Origin of the sequence: Pseudomonas sp. K2I15 (genome assembly GCF_002204795.1) — a bacterium.
Taxonomy (GTDB): Bacteria; Pseudomonadota; Gammaproteobacteria; order Pseudomonadales; family Pseudomonadaceae; genus Aquipseudomonas.
Genome location: NZ_NIXO01000002.1, coordinates 190241 through 211359 on the forward strand (window position 1 = coordinate 190241; position 21119 = coordinate 211359).

Consider the following 21119-nt stretch of genomic DNA (forward strand, 5'->3'; position numbering starts at 1 on the left):
GCGCATGGCTGTGTAATGATCCCTGCTCGACCTTGCTCGAGATGGAGCTGCAGACATGTCGCTGAACGCCACGGACCAACTGTCACCGGCGCCGTATTTCTGGCGAGACGAGGCGCTGCCGTTTATCGAGGCACGGACCATCGCCGACGGGCGCAAGGTCTGCTACACACGGCACTCCCACGAACATTTCTCGATCGGTGCGATCACAGCCGGCAAAAGCCTGTATATCCACGGCGCGTCCACCTTCCAGATCAGCGCCGGCACCGTGGTGCTGATGAACCCTGGCGATGTTCACGCCTGCAATCCCCTTTACGACCAGCCCTGGTCGTATCACATGCTCTACATCGACACCGCCTGGTTGACTGACTTGCAGCATCAACTGGGCTTCAGCACCGAGCTGGGTTTTCGCCCGTTCACTGCCACTCATACCCGTGATGTCGTGCTGTATAGCGGCTTGATCGAGCTGTACGAGGTGTTGGTGGACGAACAGGCCGAGCACCTGCACAAGCAGAGCGCCGCAGTGAGCTTTTTCACCGAGGTGCAGCAACGGCTCAACCCGTCGACGACGCCGGTACGTGAGGTGAATCACAAGCTGGAACGGGCCGCCGAATACATTCGTGAACACTGCACCGAGGCCCTGAAGCTGGAAGCTATCTGCCAGGCCGCCGAGCTGTCGCCGTCGTACCTGATCCGTGCGTTCAAGCAGTATTACGGCATGACGCCCCATGCGTTCCTGGTCAATCGCCGCATCCAGTTTGCGCGCACACAATTGCGCAATGGCGAACTGATTGCCGACGTGGCGCTGGCTGCCGGTTTTGCCGATCAGGCGCACTTCCAGCGCACGTTCAAACAACATCTGGCGGCCACGCCCGGCCAATACCGCGGCTGACTCACGCCAGCAATAAATAACCCACGCTTGCCACCAGCAACGCGGCCATCGAACGATTGAACAGGCGCATTCCCTGAGGGTTGCTCAGGTAGCGCCGCAGGAAGGTCCCGGCGTAGGCCCAGCACGCCACAGACAGGTAGCAAATCACCAGGTAGATCGTCGCAAACAGCCAGACTTGCTGCGCGTCGCCATCGGCCACAAACAGCCCCATGCCCGCCACACACGCCAGCCAGGCCTTGGGGTTGAGCCACTGCATGATCGCGCCGTAGAGCATCGATGGCGCCGTGACCGTGCCGTCGGCCTCCAGACGGCCGTCGTCCACCGCGAGCTTCCAGGCCATGTACAGCAGGAACGCTACCCCGCCCCATTGAATCAACTGGGTCAGCAGCGGCCAGCGCACCAATACCTCATGCAACCCCAGGCCAATCAGCACCAGCAGCAGGGTAAATCCCAGCGCCGCCCCGGCCACGTGCTTTTGGCTGGCAGCAAACCCAAAGCGCGCCCCTGAACTGATGGCCACCACATTCACCGGGCCCGGCGTGATGGACGTGGCCAGGGCGAAGGCGGCCATGGAAATGATCAAGCTCATTGCGGTTCCCTTTTCTTGTGATGAATAGGGGCACCTTAAAGGGAAGGCCAATTCGGGTATTGAAGAAAATGCCCCTGCACAGCTGAACGGAAAACCCCTGGGCTACTCGCCGGTCATTCGTTCCAGGCTGTTGCTCAGATGCAGCAGCATGGCGGCACGCGCGGCGTCTGGGTCCTGGCGGCGGATGGCCTTCAAGATCGCCTCATGCTCAAGGTTCGCCAGCCGCCCCAGCTCCATCAAATCGGCGTCACCGCGCTCCTCGGCATTGATTCGGGTGCGCGGGATCACCGAGTTGCCCAAGTGATAAATCACGTCGGTGAAATAGGTGTTGCCGGTGGCCTGGGCGATCAGGCGATGGAAGCGCACATCGGGCTCAACGGCACTGTCGTTGTTGGCCAGTGAATCCTGGTAATCATCCAGCGCATGGCGCATCTGCTGCAGTTGTTCATCGGTACGGCGCAAGGCCGCCAGCGCGGCCGCCTGGGTTTCCAGGCCCATGCGCAACTCGAGAATGCCGCGCACGCTGGCGGCGGTGTCGTGGGTCAGGTGCAGGCCCTGGCGCTCATCGCGCGCCAGCACAAAGGTGCCGACACCGTGGCGGGTTTCCACCAGCCCGGCGGCCTGCAATTTGGAGAGTGCTTCGCGTACCACGGTGCGACTGACGCCGTACTCGCCGACGATGGCGGACTCGGACGGCAGCTTCTCACCTGGCGCCATTTGCCCCAGGAGAATCTGCTGGGTCAACGCGGTGACGATGTCGTGCGCAAGGCCCGGGGAGCGTTTGCGTTGAGGTGCCGAACTGGGGTTTTGCATCAGGAGTTCCATTCAGGGGCGCCTGCCAATACTACCATTCTTATAACCCCCTACTTGTATGACAACAAACAAATACCTGTAGGAGCAAGCTTGCTCGCGAAAAACCTGAAAGCATCGCGACCTTTCAATATACCCGCGTAATCGTTGACGTTTTTCGCGAGCAAGCTCGCTCCTACAAAGGGTTGCTATCTCTGAAATTGCAGTTGTATGATGTCTATCAAGTTGTCAGACAACTCCGGCAACCCGAGCCTATCCCCCGCACAACAATAATCAGTGGGAGTTTTACCTCGTGACCCCTTCAAGCCCTGCGACAGCTGCGCCTGCCACCGACCCGGTCCTGGCCCGCGCGATCAAGAAAGTGAAGAGCCATGTGCTGCCGCTCTTCGTGATCATGTTCATCGTCAACTACATCGACCGCGTCAACATCGGCTTTGTGCGTACCCATATGGAGCACGACCTGGGCATTGGTGCAGCGGCCTACGGCTTCGGCGCCGGGTTGTTTTTCATCGGCTACGCGCTGTTCGAAGTGCCGTCCAACATGCTTCTGCAAAAAGTCGGCGCGCGTATCTGGCTGACCCGCATCATGTTCACCTGGGGCATCACCGCCACGCTGATGGCCTTTATCCAGAACGAAACCCACTTCTACATCCTGCGCTTCCTGCTGGGCGTGGCCGAAGCCGGGTTCTTCCCCGGGGTGATCTACTACTTCACCCGCTGGTTGCCGGGTGTCGAACGTGGCAAGGCGATTGCGATTTTCCTCAGCGGCTCGGCCCTTGCCTCGCTGATCTCCGGTCCCTTGTCTGGCGTGCTGCTGCAAATCAACGGCTTTGGCCTGCATGGCTGGCAGTGGATGTACATCATCGAAGGCATGGCCTCGGTGCTGCTGTGCTTTTTCGTGTGGTTCTGGCTCGACTCCAAACCCCACGACGCCAAGTGGCTCAGCCTTGAAGAAAAGGATGCGCTGGTGGGCGAGATCGACCGCGAACAGCGCGAGCGTGACGCCGCTACCACGGTCAAGCCGACCCTGGGCAAGTTGCTCAAGGACCGCCAGATCATGCTGTTCTGCGCCTTATATTTCTGCATCCAGCTGACGATCTACGCCGCCACCTTCTGGCTGCCGAGCATCATCAAAAAGATGGGCGACCTGAGCGACATCCAGGTGGGTTTCTACAACTCGATCCCCTGGCTGATTTCGATCATCGCGATGTACGCCTTCGCCGCGCTGGCGGGCAAGTTCAAGTTCCAGCAAGCGTGGGTCGCCGTCGCCCTGTTGATCGCCGCGGTCGGCATGTTCCTGTCCACCACCGGCGGGCCGATCTTTGCCTTTATCGCCATCTGCTTTGCGGCAATTGGCTTCAAATCGGCTTCCTCGCTGTTCTGGCCGATTCCCCAGGGCTACCTGGATGCCCGCATCGCCGCGGCAGTGATCGCGCTGATCAACTCCATCGGCAACCTCGGCGGGTTTGTCGCGCCCACAACCTTTGGTTTCCTGGAACAGACCACCGGTTCGATCCAAGGCGGTTTGTATGGCCTGGCGGGCACTTCGATCCTGGCGGCGATCCTGGTGTTTTTCGCCAGGACATTGCCCGCGCCGACCACCAGCAGCGTGCTGCAACCCGCACCCGTCTTGAGCAAATAAGGAATACCCAATGAACACAGAACACCAGCACCACGCCAACGGCGCCCCGGTCGTCACCGGCCTGCAGGTCATCCCGGTCGCCGGCCACGACAGCATGCTGCTCAACCTCAGCGGCGCCCACGGGCCGTTTTTCACGCGCAATATCGTGATCCTCACCGACAGCGCCGGCCGCACCGGCGTCGGTGAAGTGCCCGGTGGCGAACGCATCCGCGAGACCCTGGAAGACGCCCGCAGCCTGGTGATCGGCAAGCCTATCGGCCAGTACCAAAGCATCCTCAATGCGATGCGCCAAACCTTCGCCGCGCGGGATTCGGCGGGCAGGGGTTTGCAGACGTTCGACCTGCGCATCACCATCCACGCCGTTACGGCGATGGAAGCAGCACTCCTGGATCTGCTCGGCCAATTCCTCGAGGTCCCGGTGGCCGCTCTGTTGGGTGAAGGCCAGCAACGGGACGCGGTGAAGATGCTCGGCTATCTGTTTTACATCGGTGATCGCCAGCAAACCGACCTGGCGTATCGCAGTGAAGAGCATGCCGAGGACTGGTTCCGCCTGCGTCATGAACAAGCCATGACGCCCGAAGCTATCGTGCGCCTGGCAGAGGCAGCCAAGGCGCAATATGGCTTCAATGACTTCAAACTCAAGGGCGGCGTGCTGCGCGGTGCCGAAGAAATCGAGGCGGTCACTGCGCTCGCCGAACGCTTCCCGGATGCTCGTATCACCCTGGACCCCAACGGCGCCTGGTCGCTGAAAGAAGCCATCGCCCTGTGCCGCGACCAGCATCACGTATTGGCCTACGCCGAAGACCCTTGCGGTGCGGAAAACGGCTACTCCGGTCGCGAAGTCATGGCCGAATTCCGCCGTGCCACCGGGCTGCCCACCGCCACCAACATGATCGCCACCGACTGGCGCGAAATGGGGCACGCGATCCAGTTGCAGTCCGTGGATATCCCCCTCGCCGACCCGCATTTCTGGACCATGCAGGGCTCGGTGCGCGTGGCACAGATGTGCCACGAATGGGGCCTGACCTGGGGCTCGCATTCCAACAATCACTTCGACATTTCCCTGGCGATGTTCACCCAGGTGGCTGCCGCCGCGCCGGGGGAAATCACCGCCATCGACACGCACTGGATCTGGCAGGACGGCCAGCGGCTGACCAAGGCGCCGCTGAAGATTGTCGACGGTCATATCAAGGTCCCGGCCAAACCGGGCCTGGGTGTAGACATCGACATGGACGCCGTGGCCCACGCCCATGAGCTGTACAAAGGCATGGGCCTGGGTGCACGCAATGACAGCGTGGCGATGCAGTTCATGATTCCGGGCTGGACGTTCGATAACAAACGGCCGTGCCTGGTGCGCTGACCTCAGCTGAAGATCAATGAAAAGTGCGCGCCCACCCCGGCGCGCACGCCCTCGCCTACCGCCAATGCCACCGAGCCGCCGGCCAGGTTTGCATCACCGCAAGCAAACACGCCCGGTACCGTGGTTTGGCGCGTATCGTTTGTCAGCAGATAGGGCCCGGTCGGCCCTTCGACAAACTCGCACCCCAATTGCTCAGCCAACGGGCTGGCCATGCGCGTGCGGGACAGGGTGAATATGCCGTCCAGCGCGATGACCCGGCCGTCTGCCAATTCCACATCCGCCCGCTCACCGACAATCCTTCGCACCGCCTGGCTTTCGACGCGGACTCCACGCCGACCCAGTTGCGCCTGTTGCTCGGCGTCCGGCACAAATACGCCGTTGGTAAACAGTGTGGTGGTGCCCCAGTCCGGCAGCATCATGGCGTGATGCATCGCCAGCGGTGAGGTCGCCAGCACGCCGATGCGGCCTTGATCCAGTTCATAGCCGTGGCAATAGGGGCAGTGGAACACATGCTTGCCCCAGCGCTCTTGCAGGCCTTCGACCTCGGGCAATTCGTCGACCACGCCAGTGGCGAGAATCAGCCGCTGAGTGGAAAACCCACCGTTGTGCCGGGTTTGCACGAAGAAACCCGCCGGAGTTTGCGTCGCTTCAACGGCGGTGTCTTGCACCCAGGTCACCGTCGGGTATTCCATCAACTGCCCGCGCCCTTCGGCGGCGATCAATTCCGGCGGCTGGCCGTCCTGGCTGAGGAAACCATGGGAGCTGGCCGCAAAACGGTTGCGCCGCTGCCCGGCATCAATCACCAGCACCTTGCGCCGGGCCCGTGCCAGTTGCAGGCCGGCCGACATTCCGGCGTAGCTGCCGCCCACGATAATCACGTCGTAAACCATGAAGATGACCTCTCTGGTGGCCCCTGCATCGGTTGCCGGGCACTTACGACACACCATAAGTTACATAAAAATACTTCGTCAAGAGTCTCGCAACTTCAATCGTTACGAACGATACTTTCGGGCAGGAATTCCTGAGGCTTGCAGATGAGAAACGACACCCGGCTTTCGCGCATGCTCCACGTGCTGATCCACATGGGCCGCCACGAGGAACGCGCCACCTCCGAGACTATTGCGCAGATGCTCGGCACCAATGCGGTGGTGGTGCGCCGCACCTTGGGGCTGCTCAAGGAAAAGGGCTATGTGCGCTCGGAAAAAGGCCATCAGGGCGGCTGGATGCTGGGCAAGCCGCTGGGCGAAATTACCTTGCTGGACATCCACAACGCCCTCGGCACGTCGTCGATCTTTGCCGTCGGGCTGTCTACCGATCACCCGCAATGCCTGGTTGAACAGGCCGTCAACGCGGCGCTGAACCAGGCCTTTGATGACGCCCAGGCGTTGCTGCTGCAGCGTTTGGGCGAGGTGACGCTGGCGCAGTTGGCGGATGATTTTGACGAGCGCTATCGGGTGGCGACGACGTCGGCACCTTGTGCGTGATGGTTGTTGGTGGGGGCTGTGGGTGGGGGCATATCCGTTGTTTTTGTGATGGCTGATATGGGTTCCGCTCTTACAGCGGCTCACTTTTGAACAGCGCAAAAGTAAGCAAAACGCTCTTGCCCCACCACTCGGCACCTCGCTTAGGCTCGGTGTGCCCTCAGCTCCGGTAGTACTACGCGGGCCGCCGCGACGGGGCGTCCCTGCCCCGTCGCGGGTAAACCGGCGTCCTGCCGGTTTACCCGCTCCGTACTACCTGCGTTCGGCCAGCGTGGTTTAACGGGGCGCCTAAGATCAAAAGCAACAGCACAGCGGCCTACCGGCCGGCTTGAGTGTGGTGAAGCAACAGCAAAATCAAAAGCTAAAGCGGGCACGGTCAAATGTGGGAGCTGGCTTGCCTGCGATGGCATCAACTGGGTGTACCTGACGTACCGAGGTGTCTGCATCGCAGGCAAGCCAGCTCCCACAGAAAAGCAGCTCTGCTTTCGCTCTGGACCTTGCCCTTGCTTCTAACACTCAGGTCGGCTTTCAGGCCGCCGTGCTCTTGATCTGCTGTTGATCTTGATCTGCGGGCCCCGTCAACCACGATGGCCGCAAGTAGGCACACCGAGCCTAAGCGAGGTGCCGAGTGGTGGGGCAAAGACCTTTTGGTTACTTTTGGCTGGGCCGGCATTCCGGGCATTTGCCAAAAGTGACCCGCTGTAAGAGCGGAACCTTATTCAGCCGTTACCGCAGCAACGGATATGCACCCAAAACTCAGCCCCCACAATTCCCAACAATCACCTCCCCCGCAAACGCCTTGCGCACAAACGGCGCCGAATCCACCAGCGAACCATTCACCGTGGCCGAATGATCAAGCTGCGGATAAAAATGCCATTCAATCCGGTCACCCGCCTTGCACGCATCCCTGACCAACGCTTTCTGCCCCGGCACAAACACATCCCGATCCTGCCCACCCGTCCCGACAAAAACCGGAATATCGGTCTTCAGCGTCGGATACGCCGACTCACGATAAACCCTGTCGAGGGCCACTTTCGGCGAGCGTTTGAAGCTGTCGTTGAACGTAAGCCCATCCGCCACCACCCGCTGCTCAATAGCCTGCAAGCAATCACGCTGGCTGCTCTCAAACGCAGGCATCGCGCGCTCGTTCAAGTACTCACCAGGAACAACCGATGGATCAAACAACGTGGCAGTACCCAACCGCAACAGGTTGTAGGCAAAGGTCGGCACCACCGAACTGCGGGCCTTTTCCAGCTCGGCACTGTCTCCCGTTTTATGCGTTGCGGTGTACGGCGTACCCGTCGCTACCACACCGACAATGTTCAATTCGGGCGCGTAATCTTTCGCATACACCGCCGTGGCAAACGCCGCACGCCCGCCCTGGGACTGGCCGAACACCACGACGCGTTTGGAGAGGTCAAAACCACCCGCCATCACCGCACGGATGCTGTCGAGCACACCATAAGCCAGCGGACTGCTCAGCCCATACGGATGCAGGCCAGGTGTCCCGAGCCCCTGATAATCGGTGGCGACGATTGCATACCCTTGGGCCAGCCAATAATTGAGATAACGCGTGTCCCGCGGGCTGCGACCGGCGAACGACGGCGCGCAGATATCGGCGCTGCCCACCGTGCCATGGGCCCACGCCATCAGCGGCCAGCCACCCGGCGGCGGCGTGCCTTTGGGCAGGAACAACGCACCGGAAACAATCACCCGCTGGCCAGTGTCAAGGCCGTCAGTGGAGGTGTACAGGATCCGAATGTTCTGCCCGGCATCAGCAAGGCTTTGCCGGGCCGTCAACGGCTCGCTACGCAGCATCGTCCCGGGTGATGCGGGTACCTTGTCAGCCCAGGTATAGAACGCGGGAACACCACCGTCGCCGACGGGCGTTTGCGCAGCACTCACACCACTGCAGCCCGCCAGCAATACCGCCAGCGCAAGCGACAACCGAGGCGACATCACCAGCCCTCTTTCAACATCCGCAATTCAAGATACTGCAACAGCATGATGGTCTTGCCGTCGACGATCTCGCCACTTTGCACCATGGACAGCGCGGCCTCAAACCCCAGCTCCAGCACTTCGATGTCCTCACCTTCTTCTTCCAGCCCGCCGCCATCACTCACCCGATCACCCGGTGAATATTCGCCGATAAAAAAGTGAATGCGCTCGGTCACCGAGCCCGGGCTCATGAAGGCCGAGTAGATTTTTTCTACATGGCCCACACGGTAGCCCGTCTCTTCTTCCGCCTCCAGGCGAATGCGCTCCTCGGGGCTGGCGTTGTCCAGCAGGCCGGCGGCGGATTCGATCAGGTAGCCGTGGTAACCGTTGACGAAGGTGGGCATGCGGAACTGGCGAATCAGCAACACCGTACGCCGCTCGCGGTTGTATAGCAGGATCGTCGCGCCATTGCCCCGGTCATAGATTTCGCGGGTCTGGGACTGCCAACTGCCGTCGCGGCGGCGCAGGTCGAAGGTGTACTTTTTCAGTACGTACCAGTTGTCCGAGAGCAGTTCTTCGGTGTGGATGCGAATGGGGCTGTTTTCCATGGCAGGGCCTTTTTGTCTTGTGTTATTCAGCATGTCGTGCAAAATCGTGCACAGTCAAGAAAAAACGTGCAGGAAGCCACTGATGCTGACCCAACAACGCAAACAACACCTGCTGGAAACGCTGCACCGCGACGGCCGGCTGATTGCCAAGGAATTGAGCCAGGCGCTGGACGTTTCCGAGGACACGATCCGCCGCGACCTGCGGGAGATGGCCAAGGAAGGTTTGTTGCTGCGGGTGCACGGCGGCGCGTTGCCGGCTTCGCCCGCGATGGCTGATTTTTCGGTGCGGGAACACCTGGTGCCCGAGGAGAAAATCGCCATTGGCCGCGCAGCTGCACAACGTGTACAGCCCGGCCAGGTGGTGTTTATCGATGGGGGTACCACCTGCCTGCAACTGGCCCGCCACTTGCCGACGGACCTCAACGCTACCGTGGTCACCCACAGCCCGTCGATTGCCATGGCGCTGGTGGATCATCCGCAGATTGAAGTGATCATGCTCGGCGGGCGCTTGTTTCGCCATTCACTGGTGGGCGTTGGCGCGGCCACGCTGGAGGCCATCGGCCGGGTAAACGCCGACCTGTATTTCATGGGGGTGTGCAGCGTGCACCCGAGTGCCGGCCTGTCCACCGGCGATTATGAAGAAGCGGTGGTCAAGCGCGCGTTGTGCCACGCTGCCGCAGAAACCATCGTGTTGGCCACCTCTGAAAAGCTCAACACCGCATCGCCCTTCCAAGTGGTGGAACTGGCTCACGTCAGCGCGATTGTTGCATTGGCCAGTACGCCTCGTGCATTGCTGGCCCCTTATGAAGCTCAGGGCCTGACGCTTTATCTCGCGTGACCCGCTAACAGTCCTTGATGGCCTCCCACAACGCGGCGACTTGCGTAGCGTCCGAGGCTTTGACCCGCGCCAGGTCCACCGGATACTCAACGCCCGGGTTTTCAGCAAAACGCGTGGCAGTAAACTGGCCGTTACTGGCCCGCAGGATGTAGCCGCTGCCTTGGCACAGCGCCGAGGCCAGGAAGATCACCCCAGGGGTGACCCATTCCGGCTTGAGGTTGTGCGGCTCGCCGGTCACGCCCCACATGCGAGTCTTGGCTACGGGCGAGATAGCATTGACCAGGATGCCAGCCTCGGCCCCTTCCCCGCTCAACGCATTCATGATCCCCAATTGCGCCATCTTGCCGGCGCTGTAGGCCACCAGGCCCGGCTGGGCGTATTGCGTGTACATCGCACGGTCCGAGGTGGTCAGCACGATGCGTGGTGCGGCGGATTGCTTCAGGTAGCGCCAGGCATGTTTGCACAGCCAGATCGGCGCGTAGACATTGATGCCCATTGCCCGCCGGATAAACGCTTCGCCGGCTGCCTCAATCGGCTGATAACCCACCCAACCGGCATTGTGGATCAGGATATCGAGCTGCCCGAAATGCGTGATAGCGCACTCGATCAGTGCTCGGCACCCCGCTTCATGGGACAGGTCGCCCGCATGGCCGACCACCTGTAAACCTTCGCCCTGAAGCGCCAGCGCAGTCGCCTGAACCACCTGCGAATCAGCCCCATCGCCTAGCGTGTCTGCACCGATATCACTGATCACCACCTGCGCGCCGAGGCGCGCCAACTCGCGCGCATAACTCAACCCCAAGCCGCGAGCGGCACCGGTGACGATTGCGGTTTTACCTGTAAAGTCCATTGTTGCGTTCTCCTGTCAGGCACTCCACCCTAACAACCCGTGACCGCCCTGTTTAATACTGAAAAACAGCGATGTTGATACCCGCGCCGTATCAAGCCCCACAGGCTCCATCTACCTGAAGGAACAGCCCAGATGATCGAAACCCGCCTGCTGCGCCAGTTCATTGCCGTCGCCGAAGAACTGCACTTTCACAAGGCCGCGCTGCGCCTGCATATGGCGCAGCCCGCATTGAGCCAGGCGATCAATCGGTTGGAGGAGAAGTTGGGGGTTGCCCTGCTGGAACGTGACCGGCGCGGCGTGCGGTTGCTGCCGGCCGGGGCGGCGTTTTTGGAGACGGCGTACACGGTCCTCGGGCAATTGCAGCAAGGCATCGAACACGCCCTGCAGGTGTCCCAGGGCATCAAAGGCACACTCACCATCACCTCGGTGTCGATTGCCGGTTATCCATGGCTGCTTGATACCCTCAGGCAGTTTCGCCTGGCGTTTCCCAAGGTTCAGTTGGTGATCAAGGAAATGCCCTCCGCGACCCAGGCCAAAGCCCTGATAGGCGGCGATGCCGATATCGCGTTTTTGCGCTACCTGCCAGGCCAGGCAGATAACATCGAATCCCGTCTGCTGCTGGATGAACCGATCCTGATGGCGCTGTCCGTGGACCATGCCAATGCCCACGAGGCCGCTATCGAACTGAAGGATTTCGCCGATGCCGACTTTGTGTTCACCCCACAGGTATTGGGCAGTGGCTATCACCACCAGTTGATCGCCTTGTGCGAGGCCGCAGGCTTCTATCCGCGCGTGGTCCAGGAAGCCGATCAATTGCACACCCTGATCGGCCTGGTGGCTTGCGGGTTTGGCGTGGCGCTGGTGCCGGCGTCCATGGCCCGTTCAATGAGCAGCGACAAGGTGGTGTTTCGCCCTCTCACCGGCGTGTCTTCCAGCATCGGGCTCTACCTCAATTGGAACACCGACAATCCCTCGCCGTTGCCAGGCAACTTCTTCGCATTGCTCGAACGCGCGCTGTAACACTTTGCAAGCAAAGCCCGGTGACGACTGTCTAAATTTTTCCTGCGCGGCCAAGGCATCTGTTAAAACCCGTGCTTCGCCCTTGTCCTGGAACCTTCATGCCTTCACGTTTTTTGTCTCGCCTCGGCCTGCGCTGGTTTCCGCTGCTGTGCATGGCCGCCGTGATCATCGGCCTGCCAGTGGGTTGCGCGGTGCTGCAACACAAGGAGCGCGAGCTGCTGTTTCGCGTCGAACCGGGCACTGCCAGTTGGTACAGCGGGTTGCCGCGGGATGTGCAGGAATTCGACCTGAAACCTTCGAGCTTCAAGTCAGGGCAAAATATTCATGGTTGGTGGTGGCCGGCTGCGCAGAAGGACGCCCCGGCGATTCTTTATCTGCACGGCGTGCGCTGGAACCTCACCGGCCAACTGTTTCGCATTGAACAACTGCGGGCCCTGGGCTTCTCGGTGCTGGCGATCGACTATCGCGGCTTCGGCCAGAGCCAGGGCGATTTGCCTTCCGAAACCAGCGTGTACGAAGACGCGCGCATCGCCTGGGAACGCTTCCAGGTGCTGCAACCCGACCCCGCCAAACGCCTGATCTACGGGCACTCCCTGGGTGGCGCGGTGGCCATCGATCTTGCGGCGGAGTTGGGCAAGCAGGCGGCGGATAACCATGTGCCACCACCGGTGCGCGGGCTGGTGATCGAGTCCACGTTTACTTCGCTGGCGGATGTGGCCACGGCGGTGGCCAACACCTCGCTGCCGGTGCGCTGGCTGCTGTCGCAGAAGTTCGATTCCATCGACAAGATCGCCGACATCCACATGCCGCTGCTGGTGGTCCACGGGCTCGCCGACGCCTTTGTGCCACCGCGTTTCAGCCAGCAATTGTTTGATGCCGCACAAGAGCCCAAACACCTGTTGCTGGTGCCCGGTGCCAGCCATAACGACAGCATGCGACTGGGGGGCAGTAGCTATCGCCAGGCGCTGGACAGCCTGATGCAAACGAAGCGGCCCGCACAGATCGCCGGCCCCTCGACCGTGCGCCCCAACAACTCGTAAATTTGCATTTCGGCACCGGTTTCGCCGGTGCCTGTCAAGGCGAAAAGCCTGCCCATACTGGCCATAAGCAGCGACTGATCAAATATTAACCGCAGGTTAAATCGCCATACCCGCCGGGCTCAAGGGAAGTTATCCACAGAGATACCCACGGTTTTCGTGGACAACTCTTTTTACTTTTTTACGATTTTTTTGCTCCGTAACTTGCTGCTGGAAAGATCCCGGGCAGCAAAAACTCCTGCGTTATCTCGCTTCACCAAACACCTCCAGGCCGCACAAATGCGACCACCCATTGCGTTTAGTCCTCCGGCTGATTAATCTCGCACAAACACGCAATAAAGAGCATAAACATGCACAACACCCATGCCTCCATCGATCTGCCCTCCCTGCGCAAACAAAAAATCCTGTTGCTGCTGGAGCGCGATGGCAAAGTCACCGCCTCGGATCTGGTGGAGCATTTCGCCGTGTCCCAGGACACCATCCGCCGCGACCTTGGCGAGCTCGCCTCCGCCGGCCTGCTGCAACGCGTGCATGGCGGCGCGTTGCCAAGGCCCAAGGACACCGGCAAGGACTTCTTCACCCGTTTTGGCGAAACCACGGCGACCAAGCGCCACTTGGCGCAGCTCGCGGCCGACCGCGTAGAAGACGGCCAGATCGTGCTGTTCGACTCCGGGACCACCACCCTGCAAATCGCCCAGTCCTTGCCGCACTCCATCAGGCTGACTGCCGTCACCCACTCACCGATGATTGCCATCGCGCTGTCCGAACACCCGAACGTGACGGTGATTCTCGCCGGTGGCCAACTCAACCCCGTGACCATGGCCGCCAGCGGGCACGAGGCGCTGCGACTGATCCAGGGCATCAAGGCGGACCTGCTGTTCACAGGCGTATGCGCACTGCATCCACAAGTCGGCATCAGCTCGCTGCACTTTGAGGAGGTGGCGGTGAAACAGGCTATGCTCGACAGCGCCTCCCACGTTGTAGCAGTCACACTGGCCGACAAGCTGGGCGCCGTGGAGCCGTTTGTAGTAGCACCGTGCAGCCGCATTCACACGCTGATTACCGAATGGCATGTGCCGCCGGGCAGTGTCGAGGCTTATGAATGCCTGGGGCTGGAGGTGATGCAAGTGGATGCCTGACAAACCGCCCCATAACAGGCTTGGCCCAGTAGCCCTTTGCAGAGGAATACATCCATGGCGTTTCCCGTCCTGATCCTGGATGCCCCCAACCCGCCCTTACTTCATGACGAAATCGAACGGTCCCTGGCATATGGGTTGGACATCACCCTCAACCTGCACTACTTCGCCGACCAGGCCAGCATCAAAACGCACTACGCCGGGCGCATTCGGTTCGTGGACGTTAATTGCCACGACACACCTTCGCTGATTGATGCCGTGGTAAAGGCCGGTGGCTACAGCGTACTCAAGACCCGTTTGAACATTCCGCTGGGGGCGGCGCTGATCAACGCCGCCGCGTCGCCTGATCTAGGCAGCCCTTTACAAGCGATCGCCCAGGCAGGTGTCGGGGTCAACCATATCGACTTGCAGGCAGCCGCCGAGCGTGGCGTGGCCGTACTCAATACCCCTGGCTCCAACGCGACGGCAGTGGCTGAATATGTGCTGGCACAAACGCTGTTTCTGTCTCGTGACCTTGATCTCTACAGCGCCAAAACCCATCAGGGCCAGTGGTCAAAAGGCCTGCTCGCTCCCGCGTTGCAAATCGCCGAGTTGACGCTGGGGCTGGTGGGCTCGGGCAGGATCGCCCAGGCGCTCGCCCATAAGGCCCAGGCCCTGGGCATGAAAGTGATCGCCACTGGCTCCGAGCGGTTCACCCAACAGGCCGCGGCGAACCTGGGCCTGCAGTGGCGCGCCACACTCGGCGAGTTGCTGGATGAGGCTGACGTCGTGTCCATTCACACACCACTCACCGCGCAGACCAAGGGCTTGTTCGACAGCACCGTATTCACGCGGATGAAACAGGGGTCGATCCTGATCAACACAGCCCGTGGCGGCATCATCAACGAGGGCGAGTTGGCAACGTTCATGAGGCGCTTTCCCAGCCATATCAAGGGGGTCGCTATCGATACCTTTGCCCGGGAAAAAGATCAGTTCGACTCGCCTTTGATTGGCATTGCCAACGCGATACTGACGCCACACATCGCCGGCAACACACGCACCGCAATCCTTGAGGCGTCCACGCAGATCATTGACCACATTCATGCCTTTCACCAAGCAACGCTTGAAGGCTGAGGGCATAGGTATCAGAACAACACCGACGCTGCATCCCTCATGAAAATCTCCACCGTCTTCGGCCCGACGCCCTCGAACTCATTCAGGCGCTGTTCAAATTCCCCACGGTCGGCGCTGGCATGGTGTATCCGGCTGATCTTGCCCGCGTACTCCGCATTCAGTTTGCTGCTGAGATCCAGCAGGCGTTGCGCGGTAGTTTCGTCGTAACGCACGTAATGCGCCTCACCAAGCATCGCTACCAACTCGCGGGAGGTGCAATGCTGCAATTTGCGCGGCGTGTCCCGCCCATGCTTCACCACAATCACCTGATAAGCCTGCGCCGCGATCTGTGCCTGAATGCGCTTGCCCATCAGGAAGCTGGCGATAAACCACTTGAACAAAGCGCTGTCATCGCCGGGCCTGAGTTCAATACCCAACTCCCCGGCGCTGATGGATCGCCCCATAACCGCCTCCGCCCTTCACTGGCCCAGCTTGCGTTCGACCTTGGCGGCCTGCTCATTGATCCGGTCGGTTTGCCGTTGTGTGTCCTTGATGGACGTCGGCGTAATCAGCTTGTCGACGGTTTCTGTCTTGGGGTTGGGCCGCTGCAAGGCACTGTCCTCATCATCAACGCGGCGACCTTTCTGCGCCTGTTCGGAGCTGATCGCATCGGGGGTTTTATCGGCGGTTTTTTGAATGCCCATAGGGGTTCTCCTGCAGTAGAAAGGTTGCGCTCCAGCACGGAACCGTTATTCAGCAGAGCCCATGGCTTTTCAATAGTTCAAGGAAACTGTCCCGGGTGCGGTCGCGAGAAATAAGCGCAAATTAATTTAAACCTTTTGCTCAGGCGCCCCCTCAACAGTCAGGTAACGGCATCGCGCCACTCCTCAGGAGAAGCATCATGAACCACCTGCTGATGAAACAAATGGGACTGACCTTCGCGCTGGTCGCGGGCTCGATTGGCGCGGCCATGGCGGCCACTTCCAATGACTTCGTCGACGCTGCCGCCCAAGGCGGCATCACCGAAGTAGAGGCCGGCAAACTGGCGCTGGAAAAGAGCGGTGCCGCGGACGTCAAAGCCTTTGCCCAACACATGATTACCGACCATTCCAAGGCCAATCAGGAACTGACGGCCCTGGCGACAAAGCTCGACATCAAGGTTCCGGACGACGCCAGCCTGACCGACAAGGCCAAGAAAATGATCCTGGAGATTCGTGAAGAGTCTTTCGACAAGGCTTACGCCAACAACCAGGTGAAGGCCCACGAAGACACCGTGGCGCTGTTCAAAAAAGAAGCCGCCTCCTCGGACAACGCAGAACTGAAGGCTTTCGCCGAGAAGACCCTGCCTACGCTCGAAGCCCATTTGAAGATGGCCAAGGAGCTGCAGTCCCAGCACGCCAATTAATCATCTACCCACTCAGGAGACACTCGACCATGAGTTCGCAACTGCACGGCAAGAAGATTCTGATCATCACCTCCAACACCGGCATCGAGCGCGACGAGTTGCTCAAGCCGCTGGAAACCCTGCGCGGTTTCGGCGCCACGGTGACCCACGGTTCCAGTAAAGGTGGCAGCACCCAGACCTTTCTCAAGGACACCGAGAAAGACAAGACAGTGGAATCCGATGCCAAGCTTTCAGACCTGAGCGACGGTGATTTCGATGCGTTGGTCATACCTGGTGGCACCGTCAATGCCGACACCCTGCGCCAAGACGCCGACGCCCTTCGGCTGATCAAAGATTTCGTCAAGGCCGGAAAAACCGTAGCCGCCATCTGCCACGGCCCCTGGGCCCTGATCGATGCCGGCGTGATCGTCGGCAAGACCCTCACGTCTTACAAAAGCGTTCGCACCGACCTGGTCAATGCCGGGGCGGAAAACTGGGTGGATACTGAGGTGAAGGAGTGCCCGGCCAATGGCTGGACACTGATCACTTCACGCACCCCCGATGACTTGCCAGCGTTCAACCAGGCTGTTGCCAAGGTGTTGGCGGCTTAACGCGAGCCAATAAAAACAGGCGCCCCCCAGGAGCCTGTTTTGTTTCGATTCTGTATCAGCCTTTGCCGTGCCCGGTGGCATGCGTCGCGCGGTTTACACCCTTGGGTCCAAAAAACGCCCAGAGTATCAGCCCCAGCAGCGGCATAAAGATCAGTACCACCAGCCACAAGCCTTTGGTTTCCCAGCCACTGCCACTGCGCAGCACGCTGTTGATCGCCCACAGTTCCAGCAGTACCAGAATCACCGCCAAGCCAATCCAGACATATTCGATTTGCATGATTCATCCTCCTGAGGTCGTATGCGTTAGGTCAAGCGACACGCCCGAGGGTTCATTAAAATTGCAAAGGCGTCAGGCATTGGAAAGTCAGCGGCGGCAGGGCATGGCCATTCGTCGCATGCGTGAAAACTTTTTCAAACTTCGCTTTGGCTGGCGGATTCACAATTAGGCAACACCATTGATTCGCTCATTATTAAGGCGTCACCGAAGGCTGAGATGCTCCAGGCTTCGGCCCCACCGCCAAGAGGGATTGAGTCATGAAGACCAGCATTTCCCAAAGGATCGTACTTGTTGCCTGCTTCACGCTCGTACTGAGCGCCCCTGCATACGCGGCTTTCGGCGACGACACCGCCCCCGAGGCGCGCGCCTTGAGCGGTAACAGCCTCCCAGGCTCCGCACTCCCGCCCGGCACCTATCCCAGCAGCCCATCCGGGGCCGATAGCAGTGGCAGCAAAGACGCTGAGACCAAAGCGCCCGCACCGTCAAAAAGCGTAAAAGGCACTGGCCACAAGAGCCCTTCAACCCCACGTCCCGCCAGAAAATCCGATAAGAAAGCCGTTCCTCAATCGGGCAGTTGAGGCGCCGATTTCAACGCCAGCTCATGCTCAATCTGTTCAATACTGGGCAGACTGGTTTGCAGCTCTGCCGGCAGTGATTCCACCCGTTGATACTCGGCAACACCAATGGGGCGCGAGCTGTCACGCAGGGCGTATTCGGCCACGACTTCGTTCTTGCTCTTGCACAACAGCAGGCCGATGGTGGGGCTGTCTTGGGGGTGCTTGAGCTGGGCGTCTACCGCCGCGAGGTAGAAACCCAACTGCCCCAGATGGTCGGGCTTGAATTTGCCGGCCTTGAGTTCGATCACCACGTAGCAGCGCAGCTTGAATGCTTTCGATACAAACCAGCTGGAAACGTGCGTTCATGCGGATCAAGACGTGCCCCAACTCGCGTGCTGTGGTCAAATGAGCCGGTCACTTCCATGGTTATTCCCGATCTATGAACGCCACACCCACCGACGACCGCCAGGCATCCACCGGGGACCGCATCCTGCTCCTGCTCAAGACCCGTGGCCCACTGAAAACCACGGACCTGGCTGCCCTGTTGGAAATCACCTCCGAAGCCGCCCGCCAGCAGATCCAGAAGTTGCAGGTCGCGGAGCTGATCGTCGGAGTATCGGCCCCCATTTCAGGTGCCGGCCGGCCTTCGTTGAAGTGGACATTAACGGAAACCGCCCAGAGCAAATTTCCGGACTCCCACAGCGTGTTGACATTGCACCTGATCGAGTCCATCGAAGGGATTTTTGGCAGCGAAGGCGTGGAAAAAGTCATTTCCAGCATGGAGGCGACCGCCAAGCACGAATACATCCAGGCCTGCTCCGCCGCGCCGACGTTGCAGGAGAAAGTCGAGATCCTGGTGCAGATTCGCGAACGTGCCGGGTACATGGCGCAAATGGAGCCGCTGGACGATGGCTGGCTATTGGTGGAGAACCACTGCCCGATCTGCGTGGCCGCCCGCAAGTGCCAGGGGTTCTGCCGTTCGGAGTTGCAGATTTTCCAGGCAGCGCTCGGCGATGAGAATGTGGTGGAACGACGCGAGCATTTGATTTCCGGGGATCGGCGCTGCGCCTACAGCATCCAGCCCCGCAAGTAAGACAGAGGCTGCGATGGGCTGCGCAGCAACCGCAACTCCCTCACCGCAGTGTCCCGGATACACCAACGGTTCAGGACTCACACCTGCTGCGCAGTCCATCGCAGCCTTGGCCTCAAGCCTCAGTCAGGCCCATTGCAGATTGAACAGTGCAAACGCCAACAGCGCCCAGACCGACAGCACCAAGTGCGTCAGCTGCAAGCCCTCCTGGCGAATCCAGTAGCCAAACCACAAGCCACCCAGCAGCATCGCGAAAACGAAGGCAGAGAAGCCGCTGAGCGCGAGGTTGAGCCATGGCCGGGCGGCCGACAGACCCTCGCCGAGGATCAACTGGTAGCTGCCGGCCCACGCCACCACTGCTGCGACGACTTGCAGGGCCAGCACCACCAGCAGTGCCAACCGATGCAGGCGCGGGGAGCGCACGGCACGCCTCAACAACGGCGTGTCGATGGTCGGGTTCTGGTGCAACGGCGCCATGGCCATCGTCGCGCCCACCGCACCAACCGAGCTGCGAAAAGCCTGCCCGTTATTGACCACGGCGAGGGTCAGCCAAACGCTCAAGCCAAGGGCCTGAGTGCCCAGGAACAGCCCGACTGAACCACCCTGCAGCAATGCCTCCACGCTCATCCAAACCTCCTTATTTGCTGAAAAGGAAAATCAGGTCTTGGATATTTCCAAGAACATATTTGGATAATACGTTGGGCACTTTTAATTAAACAAGCAAATACTTTCTTAAATGGCAGTACCAAGTACTTGGGCCGCGCTTGGTTGCGGCCAACCACGGCCGCCTTGCAGGCAGATCAGCTTCATCAGCGTTGCCGAGTGGATCAGGCAGAACCTCAAGGCACCGGCAACCACCCGCTGAACCGCCCCTGATCATCCAGCGCGCACCAGGCAAACTCCCACGGCAGTGGCGGCAACGTTTGCAGGGGTGCGCCACTGCCCTGCTTCCAGTCCACCACTTGCAGCGGTGAGCCTTGCCAAGCCAGGACCACGCCCCTGGCATTGCTGGTGTCATCGCTGACCCAACGGGCCGCCGCCGCCGTCATGAACGCTTCGATGGGCTCCTCATCGATCTGCGCGCGATACACCGAACCGAGCAACCAACGGCACACGCTCACGTGGTAGGTCCAGTTCAGGGAGGGACGGTTGCGGTAAGCCCACGTCATGAAACTGCGGAACAGGTTCAAGCCCTCCGGCGGGTCGAGCTTGAGCAAACCGGGGCAGATGTCGAACAAGGTGTGCCAGTACGGCAGCAACCGCGCATCCAGGTGGACGAAACAACGGGCGTTACTCGGGTATTCGACAGATGGCAACACCCCTTCGCCGCGCGACGGACGGCGGGACGCCTTGCTGACAAGACGGCCTGCGCCGGAAGGCAAAACATGGCTCATGGAACACACTCACACTCGTGACGATAGAACGCCTCCTGGTATCAGGAAGCCCAGGGCACACGTCAGAATGCAGGGGAAGCGCGAGGGTTGGCCGAGGGCCAGGAGTAACGCGGAGGGGCCTTGTTGCGCCGCTCATGGGCCGGGCGCGGCTTTTGCCCAAGGCCCAACAGCCAGGCCAGGCAAAACAGGAAGACGATGCCCAGGGTCACGGCGGAGCATACCGGGCAGGCGAAGAAGTTCGACCAACTGCTGGCCGTGGGGTTGCCAAGGCCTGTGTCCGAGGCCGGTGCCTTGGTACCCAGGCTTGAGCAGAACTGCCCGCCCAGGCCGCTGAGCTCCAGGCCCATCATCTGCCCATGGCCCAAACCGCAGACGAACACATTGAACAGGACGCAAAAATACAGGGTCCAGGCAATAAGTGAACGGTCCGGGCGGGAGAGTTTCATGGCGGCGACTTTACCACCGAATATCCGGGCGCATGAAGCCTGCCCATGCCTGTGACAGAACGTCGCAGAT

The 21119-nt window shown here is 60.4% G+C and carries 25 protein-coding genes and 1 pseudogene; 13 read left to right on the forward strand and 13 right to left on the reverse strand.

The annotated features are described in order from the left end of the window. Positions 1-55: 55 nt before the first annotated feature. A complete protein-coding gene (locus tag CEC48_RS03025; protein ID WP_088422387.1) occupies positions 56-889 on the forward strand; it encodes an AraC family transcriptional regulator in 834 nt (277 codons plus the stop codon). Position 890: 1 nt separating this feature from the next. Here CEC48_RS03025 and CEC48_RS03030 read toward each other — a convergent pair whose 3' ends face one another. Continuing rightward, the gene (locus CEC48_RS03030; protein ID WP_088422388.1) at positions 891-1478 is read right to left on the reverse strand and encodes a LysE family translocator; all 588 of its coding nucleotides are present in this window, start codon (positions 1476-1478) and stop codon (positions 891-893) included. Between the two features lie 102 nt (positions 1479-1580). Further along, positions 1581-2291 (reverse strand): FadR/GntR family transcriptional regulator, encoded by a 711-nt coding sequence (locus CEC48_RS03035; RefSeq protein WP_088422470.1) that lies wholly within the window; start codon positions 2289-2291, stop codon positions 1581-1583. A gap of 289 nt (positions 2292-2580) precedes the next feature. Here CEC48_RS03035 and CEC48_RS03040 point away from each other — a divergent pair, with 289 nt between their 5' ends. After that, positions 2581-3930, forward strand: a complete 1350-nt coding sequence (locus CEC48_RS03040; RefSeq protein ID WP_088422389.1) for an MFS transporter — start codon at positions 2581-2583, stop codon at positions 3928-3930. 10 nt (positions 3931-3940) lie between these two features. Beyond that, on the forward strand, positions 3941-5290 hold the full coding sequence (gene gudD / locus CEC48_RS03045; RefSeq protein WP_088422390.1) for a glucarate dehydratase: 1350 nt from the start codon (positions 3941-3943) through the stop codon (positions 5288-5290). Positions 5291-5292: 2 nt separating this feature from the next. On the opposite strand, the gene CEC48_RS03050 is transcribed toward gudD, so the two are convergent. Then, positions 5293-6180 carry an NAD(P)/FAD-dependent oxidoreductase gene (locus CEC48_RS03050; RefSeq protein ID WP_088422391.1) on the reverse strand — a complete coding sequence of 296 codons (888 nt, stop codon included), beginning with the start codon at positions 6178-6180 and terminating at the stop codon, positions 5293-5295. A 144-nt stretch (positions 6181-6324) separates the two neighbouring features. Here CEC48_RS03050 and CEC48_RS03055 point away from each other — a divergent pair, with 144 nt between their 5' ends. Further along, positions 6325-6774, forward strand: a complete 450-nt coding sequence (locus CEC48_RS03055; protein ID WP_088422392.1) for an Rrf2 family transcriptional regulator — start codon at positions 6325-6327, stop codon at positions 6772-6774. Between the two features lie 753 nt (positions 6775-7527). Here the strand turns inward: CEC48_RS03055 and CEC48_RS03065 are convergent. Then, positions 7528-8730 (reverse strand): alpha/beta fold hydrolase, encoded by a 1203-nt coding sequence (locus tag CEC48_RS03065; RefSeq protein ID WP_176438652.1) that lies wholly within the window; start codon positions 8728-8730, stop codon positions 7528-7530. Further along, positions 8730-9317 carry a GDP-mannose pyrophosphatase NudK gene (gene nudK, locus CEC48_RS03070; protein WP_088422393.1) on the reverse strand — a complete coding sequence of 196 codons (588 nt, stop codon included), beginning with the start codon at positions 9315-9317 and terminating at the stop codon, positions 8730-8732. Before nudK ends, CEC48_RS03065 begins: the two co-directional genes overlap by 1 nt. Before the next feature lie 82 nt (positions 9318-9399). Between nudK and CEC48_RS03075 the strand changes: the two genes are divergently transcribed. Continuing rightward, positions 9400-10155: a DeoR/GlpR family DNA-binding transcription regulator gene (locus CEC48_RS03075; RefSeq protein WP_088422394.1), complete on the forward strand. Its 756-nt coding sequence runs from the start codon at positions 9400-9402 to the stop codon at positions 10153-10155. Positions 10156-10159: 4 nt separating this feature from the next. Here the strand turns inward: CEC48_RS03075 and CEC48_RS03080 are convergent, their stop codons facing one another. Further along, complete coding sequence (locus CEC48_RS03080) at positions 10160-11005, reverse strand: SDR family NAD(P)-dependent oxidoreductase (RefSeq protein WP_088422395.1); 846 nt, start codon at positions 11003-11005, stop codon at positions 10160-10162. A 132-nt stretch (positions 11006-11137) separates the two neighbouring features. Here CEC48_RS03080 and CEC48_RS03085 point away from each other — a divergent pair, with 132 nt between their 5' ends. The 4 genes from CEC48_RS03085 (at position 11138) to CEC48_RS03100 (ending at position 15311) form a co-directional block, all read left to right on the forward strand. Beyond that, a complete protein-coding gene (locus tag CEC48_RS03085) occupies positions 11138-12025 on the forward strand; it encodes a LysR family transcriptional regulator (protein ID WP_088422396.1) in 888 nt (295 codons plus the stop codon). A gap of 98 nt (positions 12026-12123) precedes the next feature. Next, positions 12124-13065 (forward strand): alpha/beta hydrolase, encoded by a 942-nt coding sequence (locus CEC48_RS03090; RefSeq protein WP_088422397.1) that lies wholly within the window; start codon positions 12124-12126, stop codon positions 13063-13065. A 347-nt stretch (positions 13066-13412) separates the two neighbouring features. Then, positions 13413-14201, forward strand: coding sequence for a DeoR/GlpR family DNA-binding transcription regulator (locus CEC48_RS03095; protein ID WP_088422398.1), 789 nt, complete (start codon positions 13413-13415; stop codon positions 14199-14201). A 54-nt stretch (positions 14202-14255) separates the two neighbouring features. Continuing rightward, complete coding sequence (locus CEC48_RS03100) at positions 14256-15311, forward strand: D-isomer specific 2-hydroxyacid dehydrogenase family protein (protein WP_088422399.1); 1056 nt, start codon at positions 14256-14258, stop codon at positions 15309-15311. Between the two features lie 11 nt (positions 15312-15322). On the opposite strand, the gene CEC48_RS03105 is transcribed toward CEC48_RS03100, so the two are convergent. After that, positions 15323-15754: a DNA methylase gene (locus tag CEC48_RS03105; protein WP_088422400.1), complete on the reverse strand. Its 432-nt coding sequence runs from the start codon at positions 15752-15754 to the stop codon at positions 15323-15325. A gap of 15 nt (positions 15755-15769) precedes the next feature. Then, a complete protein-coding gene (locus CEC48_RS03110) occupies positions 15770-15994 on the reverse strand; it encodes a hypothetical protein (protein WP_088422401.1) in 225 nt (74 codons plus the stop codon). A gap of 197 nt (positions 15995-16191) precedes the next feature. Between CEC48_RS03110 and CEC48_RS03115 the strand changes: the two genes are divergently transcribed. After that, positions 16192-16695, forward strand: a complete 504-nt coding sequence (locus CEC48_RS03115; RefSeq protein ID WP_088422402.1) for a DUF4142 domain-containing protein — start codon at positions 16192-16194, stop codon at positions 16693-16695. A gap of 29 nt (positions 16696-16724) precedes the next feature. Then, positions 16725-17285: a type 1 glutamine amidotransferase domain-containing protein gene (locus CEC48_RS03120; protein ID WP_088422403.1), complete on the forward strand. Its 561-nt coding sequence runs from the start codon at positions 16725-16727 to the stop codon at positions 17283-17285. Between the two features lie 55 nt (positions 17286-17340). On the opposite strand, the gene CEC48_RS03125 is transcribed toward CEC48_RS03120, so the two are convergent. Continuing rightward, positions 17341-17562: a PLD nuclease N-terminal domain-containing protein gene (locus CEC48_RS03125; protein ID WP_088422404.1), complete on the reverse strand. Its 222-nt coding sequence runs from the start codon at positions 17560-17562 to the stop codon at positions 17341-17343. Between the two features lie 257 nt (positions 17563-17819). On the opposite strand from CEC48_RS03125, the gene CEC48_RS31745 reads away from it, so the two are divergent. Next, positions 17820-18140: a hypothetical protein gene (locus tag CEC48_RS31745; protein WP_088422405.1), complete on the forward strand. Its 321-nt coding sequence runs from the start codon at positions 17820-17822 to the stop codon at positions 18138-18140. Here the strand turns inward: CEC48_RS31745 and CEC48_RS03135 are convergent. After that, positions 18125-18445, reverse strand: a pseudogene (locus CEC48_RS03135) (PDDEXK nuclease domain-containing protein); the annotation flags it as partial. The gene CEC48_RS31745 and the pseudogene CEC48_RS03135 overlap by 16 nt on opposite strands. 113 nt (positions 18446-18558) lie before the next feature. On the opposite strand from CEC48_RS03135, the gene CEC48_RS03140 reads away from it, so the two are divergent. Further along, positions 18559-19212 carry a metalloregulator ArsR/SmtB family transcription factor gene (locus CEC48_RS03140; protein WP_088422406.1) on the forward strand — a complete coding sequence of 218 codons (654 nt, stop codon included), beginning with the start codon at positions 18559-18561 and terminating at the stop codon, positions 19210-19212. A gap of 123 nt (positions 19213-19335) precedes the next feature. On the opposite strand, the gene CEC48_RS03145 is transcribed toward CEC48_RS03140, so the two are convergent. The 3 genes from CEC48_RS03145 to CEC48_RS03155 form a co-directional block, all read right to left on the reverse strand. Next, entirely contained in the window at positions 19336-19836 is a 501-nt protein-coding gene (locus CEC48_RS03145; protein WP_088422407.1) for a DUF2165 family protein, read from the reverse strand. Positions 19837-20048: 212 nt separating this feature from the next. After that, complete coding sequence (locus tag CEC48_RS03150; RefSeq protein ID WP_088422408.1) at positions 20049-20603, reverse strand: putative natural product biosynthesis protein; 555 nt, start codon at positions 20601-20603, stop codon at positions 20049-20051. A 62-nt stretch (positions 20604-20665) separates the two neighbouring features. Next, a complete protein-coding gene (locus CEC48_RS03155) occupies positions 20666-21049 on the reverse strand; it encodes a DUF2946 domain-containing protein (protein WP_088422409.1) in 384 nt (127 codons plus the stop codon). Positions 21050-21119: the final 70 nt, after the last annotated feature.

Bases quoted from the DNA above. Each gene is read 5' to 3' on its own strand.
- CEC48_RS03025 (WP_088422387.1), top strand. From the start codon at position 56: ATGTCGCTGAACGCCACGGACCAACTGTCACCGGCGCCGTATTTCTGG.
- CEC48_RS03030 (WP_088422388.1), bottom strand. From the start codon at position 1,478: ATGAGCTTGATCATTTCCATGGCCGCCTTCGCCCTGGCCACGTCCATC.
- CEC48_RS03035 (WP_088422470.1), bottom strand. From the start codon at position 2,291: ATGCAAAACCCCAGTTCGGCACCTCAACGCAAACGCTCCCCGGGCCTT.
- gudD (WP_088422390.1), top strand. From the start codon at position 3,941: ATGAACACAGAACACCAGCACCACGCCAACGGCGCCCCGGTCGTCACC.
- CEC48_RS03050 (WP_088422391.1), bottom strand. From the start codon at position 6,180: ATGGTTTACGACGTGATTATCGTGGGCGGCAGCTACGCCGGAATGTCG.
- CEC48_RS03055 (WP_088422392.1), top strand. From the start codon at position 6,325: ATGAGAAACGACACCCGGCTTTCGCGCATGCTCCACGTGCTGATCCAC.
- CEC48_RS03065 (WP_176438652.1), bottom strand. From the start codon at position 8,730: ATGTCGCCTCGGTTGTCGCTTGCGCTGGCGGTATTGCTGGCGGGCTGC.
- nudK (WP_088422393.1), bottom strand. From the start codon at position 9,317: ATGGAAAACAGCCCCATTCGCATCCACACCGAAGAACTGCTCTCGGAC.
- CEC48_RS03075 (WP_088422394.1), top strand. From the start codon at position 9,400: ATGCTGACCCAACAACGCAAACAACACCTGCTGGAAACGCTGCACCGC.
- CEC48_RS03080 (WP_088422395.1), bottom strand. From the start codon at position 11,005: ATGGACTTTACAGGTAAAACCGCAATCGTCACCGGTGCCGCTCGCGGC.
- CEC48_RS03085 (WP_088422396.1), top strand. From the start codon at position 11,138: ATGATCGAAACCCGCCTGCTGCGCCAGTTCATTGCCGTCGCCGAAGAA.
- CEC48_RS03090 (WP_088422397.1), top strand. From the start codon at position 12,124: ATGCCTTCACGTTTTTTGTCTCGCCTCGGCCTGCGCTGGTTTCCGCTG.
- CEC48_RS03095 (WP_088422398.1), top strand. From the start codon at position 13,413: ATGCACAACACCCATGCCTCCATCGATCTGCCCTCCCTGCGCAAACAA.
- CEC48_RS03100 (WP_088422399.1), top strand. From the start codon at position 14,256: ATGGCGTTTCCCGTCCTGATCCTGGATGCCCCCAACCCGCCCTTACTT.
- CEC48_RS03105 (WP_088422400.1), bottom strand. From the start codon at position 15,754: ATGGGGCGATCCATCAGCGCCGGGGAGTTGGGTATTGAACTCAGGCCC.
- CEC48_RS03110 (WP_088422401.1), bottom strand. From the start codon at position 15,994: ATGGGCATTCAAAAAACCGCCGATAAAACCCCCGATGCGATCAGCTCC.
- CEC48_RS03115 (WP_088422402.1), top strand. From the start codon at position 16,192: ATGAACCACCTGCTGATGAAACAAATGGGACTGACCTTCGCGCTGGTC.
- CEC48_RS03120 (WP_088422403.1), top strand. From the start codon at position 16,725: ATGAGTTCGCAACTGCACGGCAAGAAGATTCTGATCATCACCTCCAAC.
- CEC48_RS03125 (WP_088422404.1), bottom strand. From the start codon at position 17,562: ATGCAAATCGAATATGTCTGGATTGGCTTGGCGGTGATTCTGGTACTG.
- CEC48_RS31745 (WP_088422405.1), top strand. From the start codon at position 17,820: ATGAAGACCAGCATTTCCCAAAGGATCGTACTTGTTGCCTGCTTCACG.
- CEC48_RS03140 (WP_088422406.1), top strand. From the start codon at position 18,559: ATGAACGCCACACCCACCGACGACCGCCAGGCATCCACCGGGGACCGC.
- CEC48_RS03145 (WP_088422407.1), bottom strand. From the start codon at position 19,836: ATGAGCGTGGAGGCATTGCTGCAGGGTGGTTCAGTCGGGCTGTTCCTG.
- CEC48_RS03150 (WP_088422408.1), bottom strand. From the start codon at position 20,603: ATGAGCCATGTTTTGCCTTCCGGCGCAGGCCGTCTTGTCAGCAAGGCG.
- CEC48_RS03155 (WP_088422409.1), bottom strand. From the start codon at position 21,049: ATGAAACTCTCCCGCCCGGACCGTTCACTTATTGCCTGGACCCTGTAT.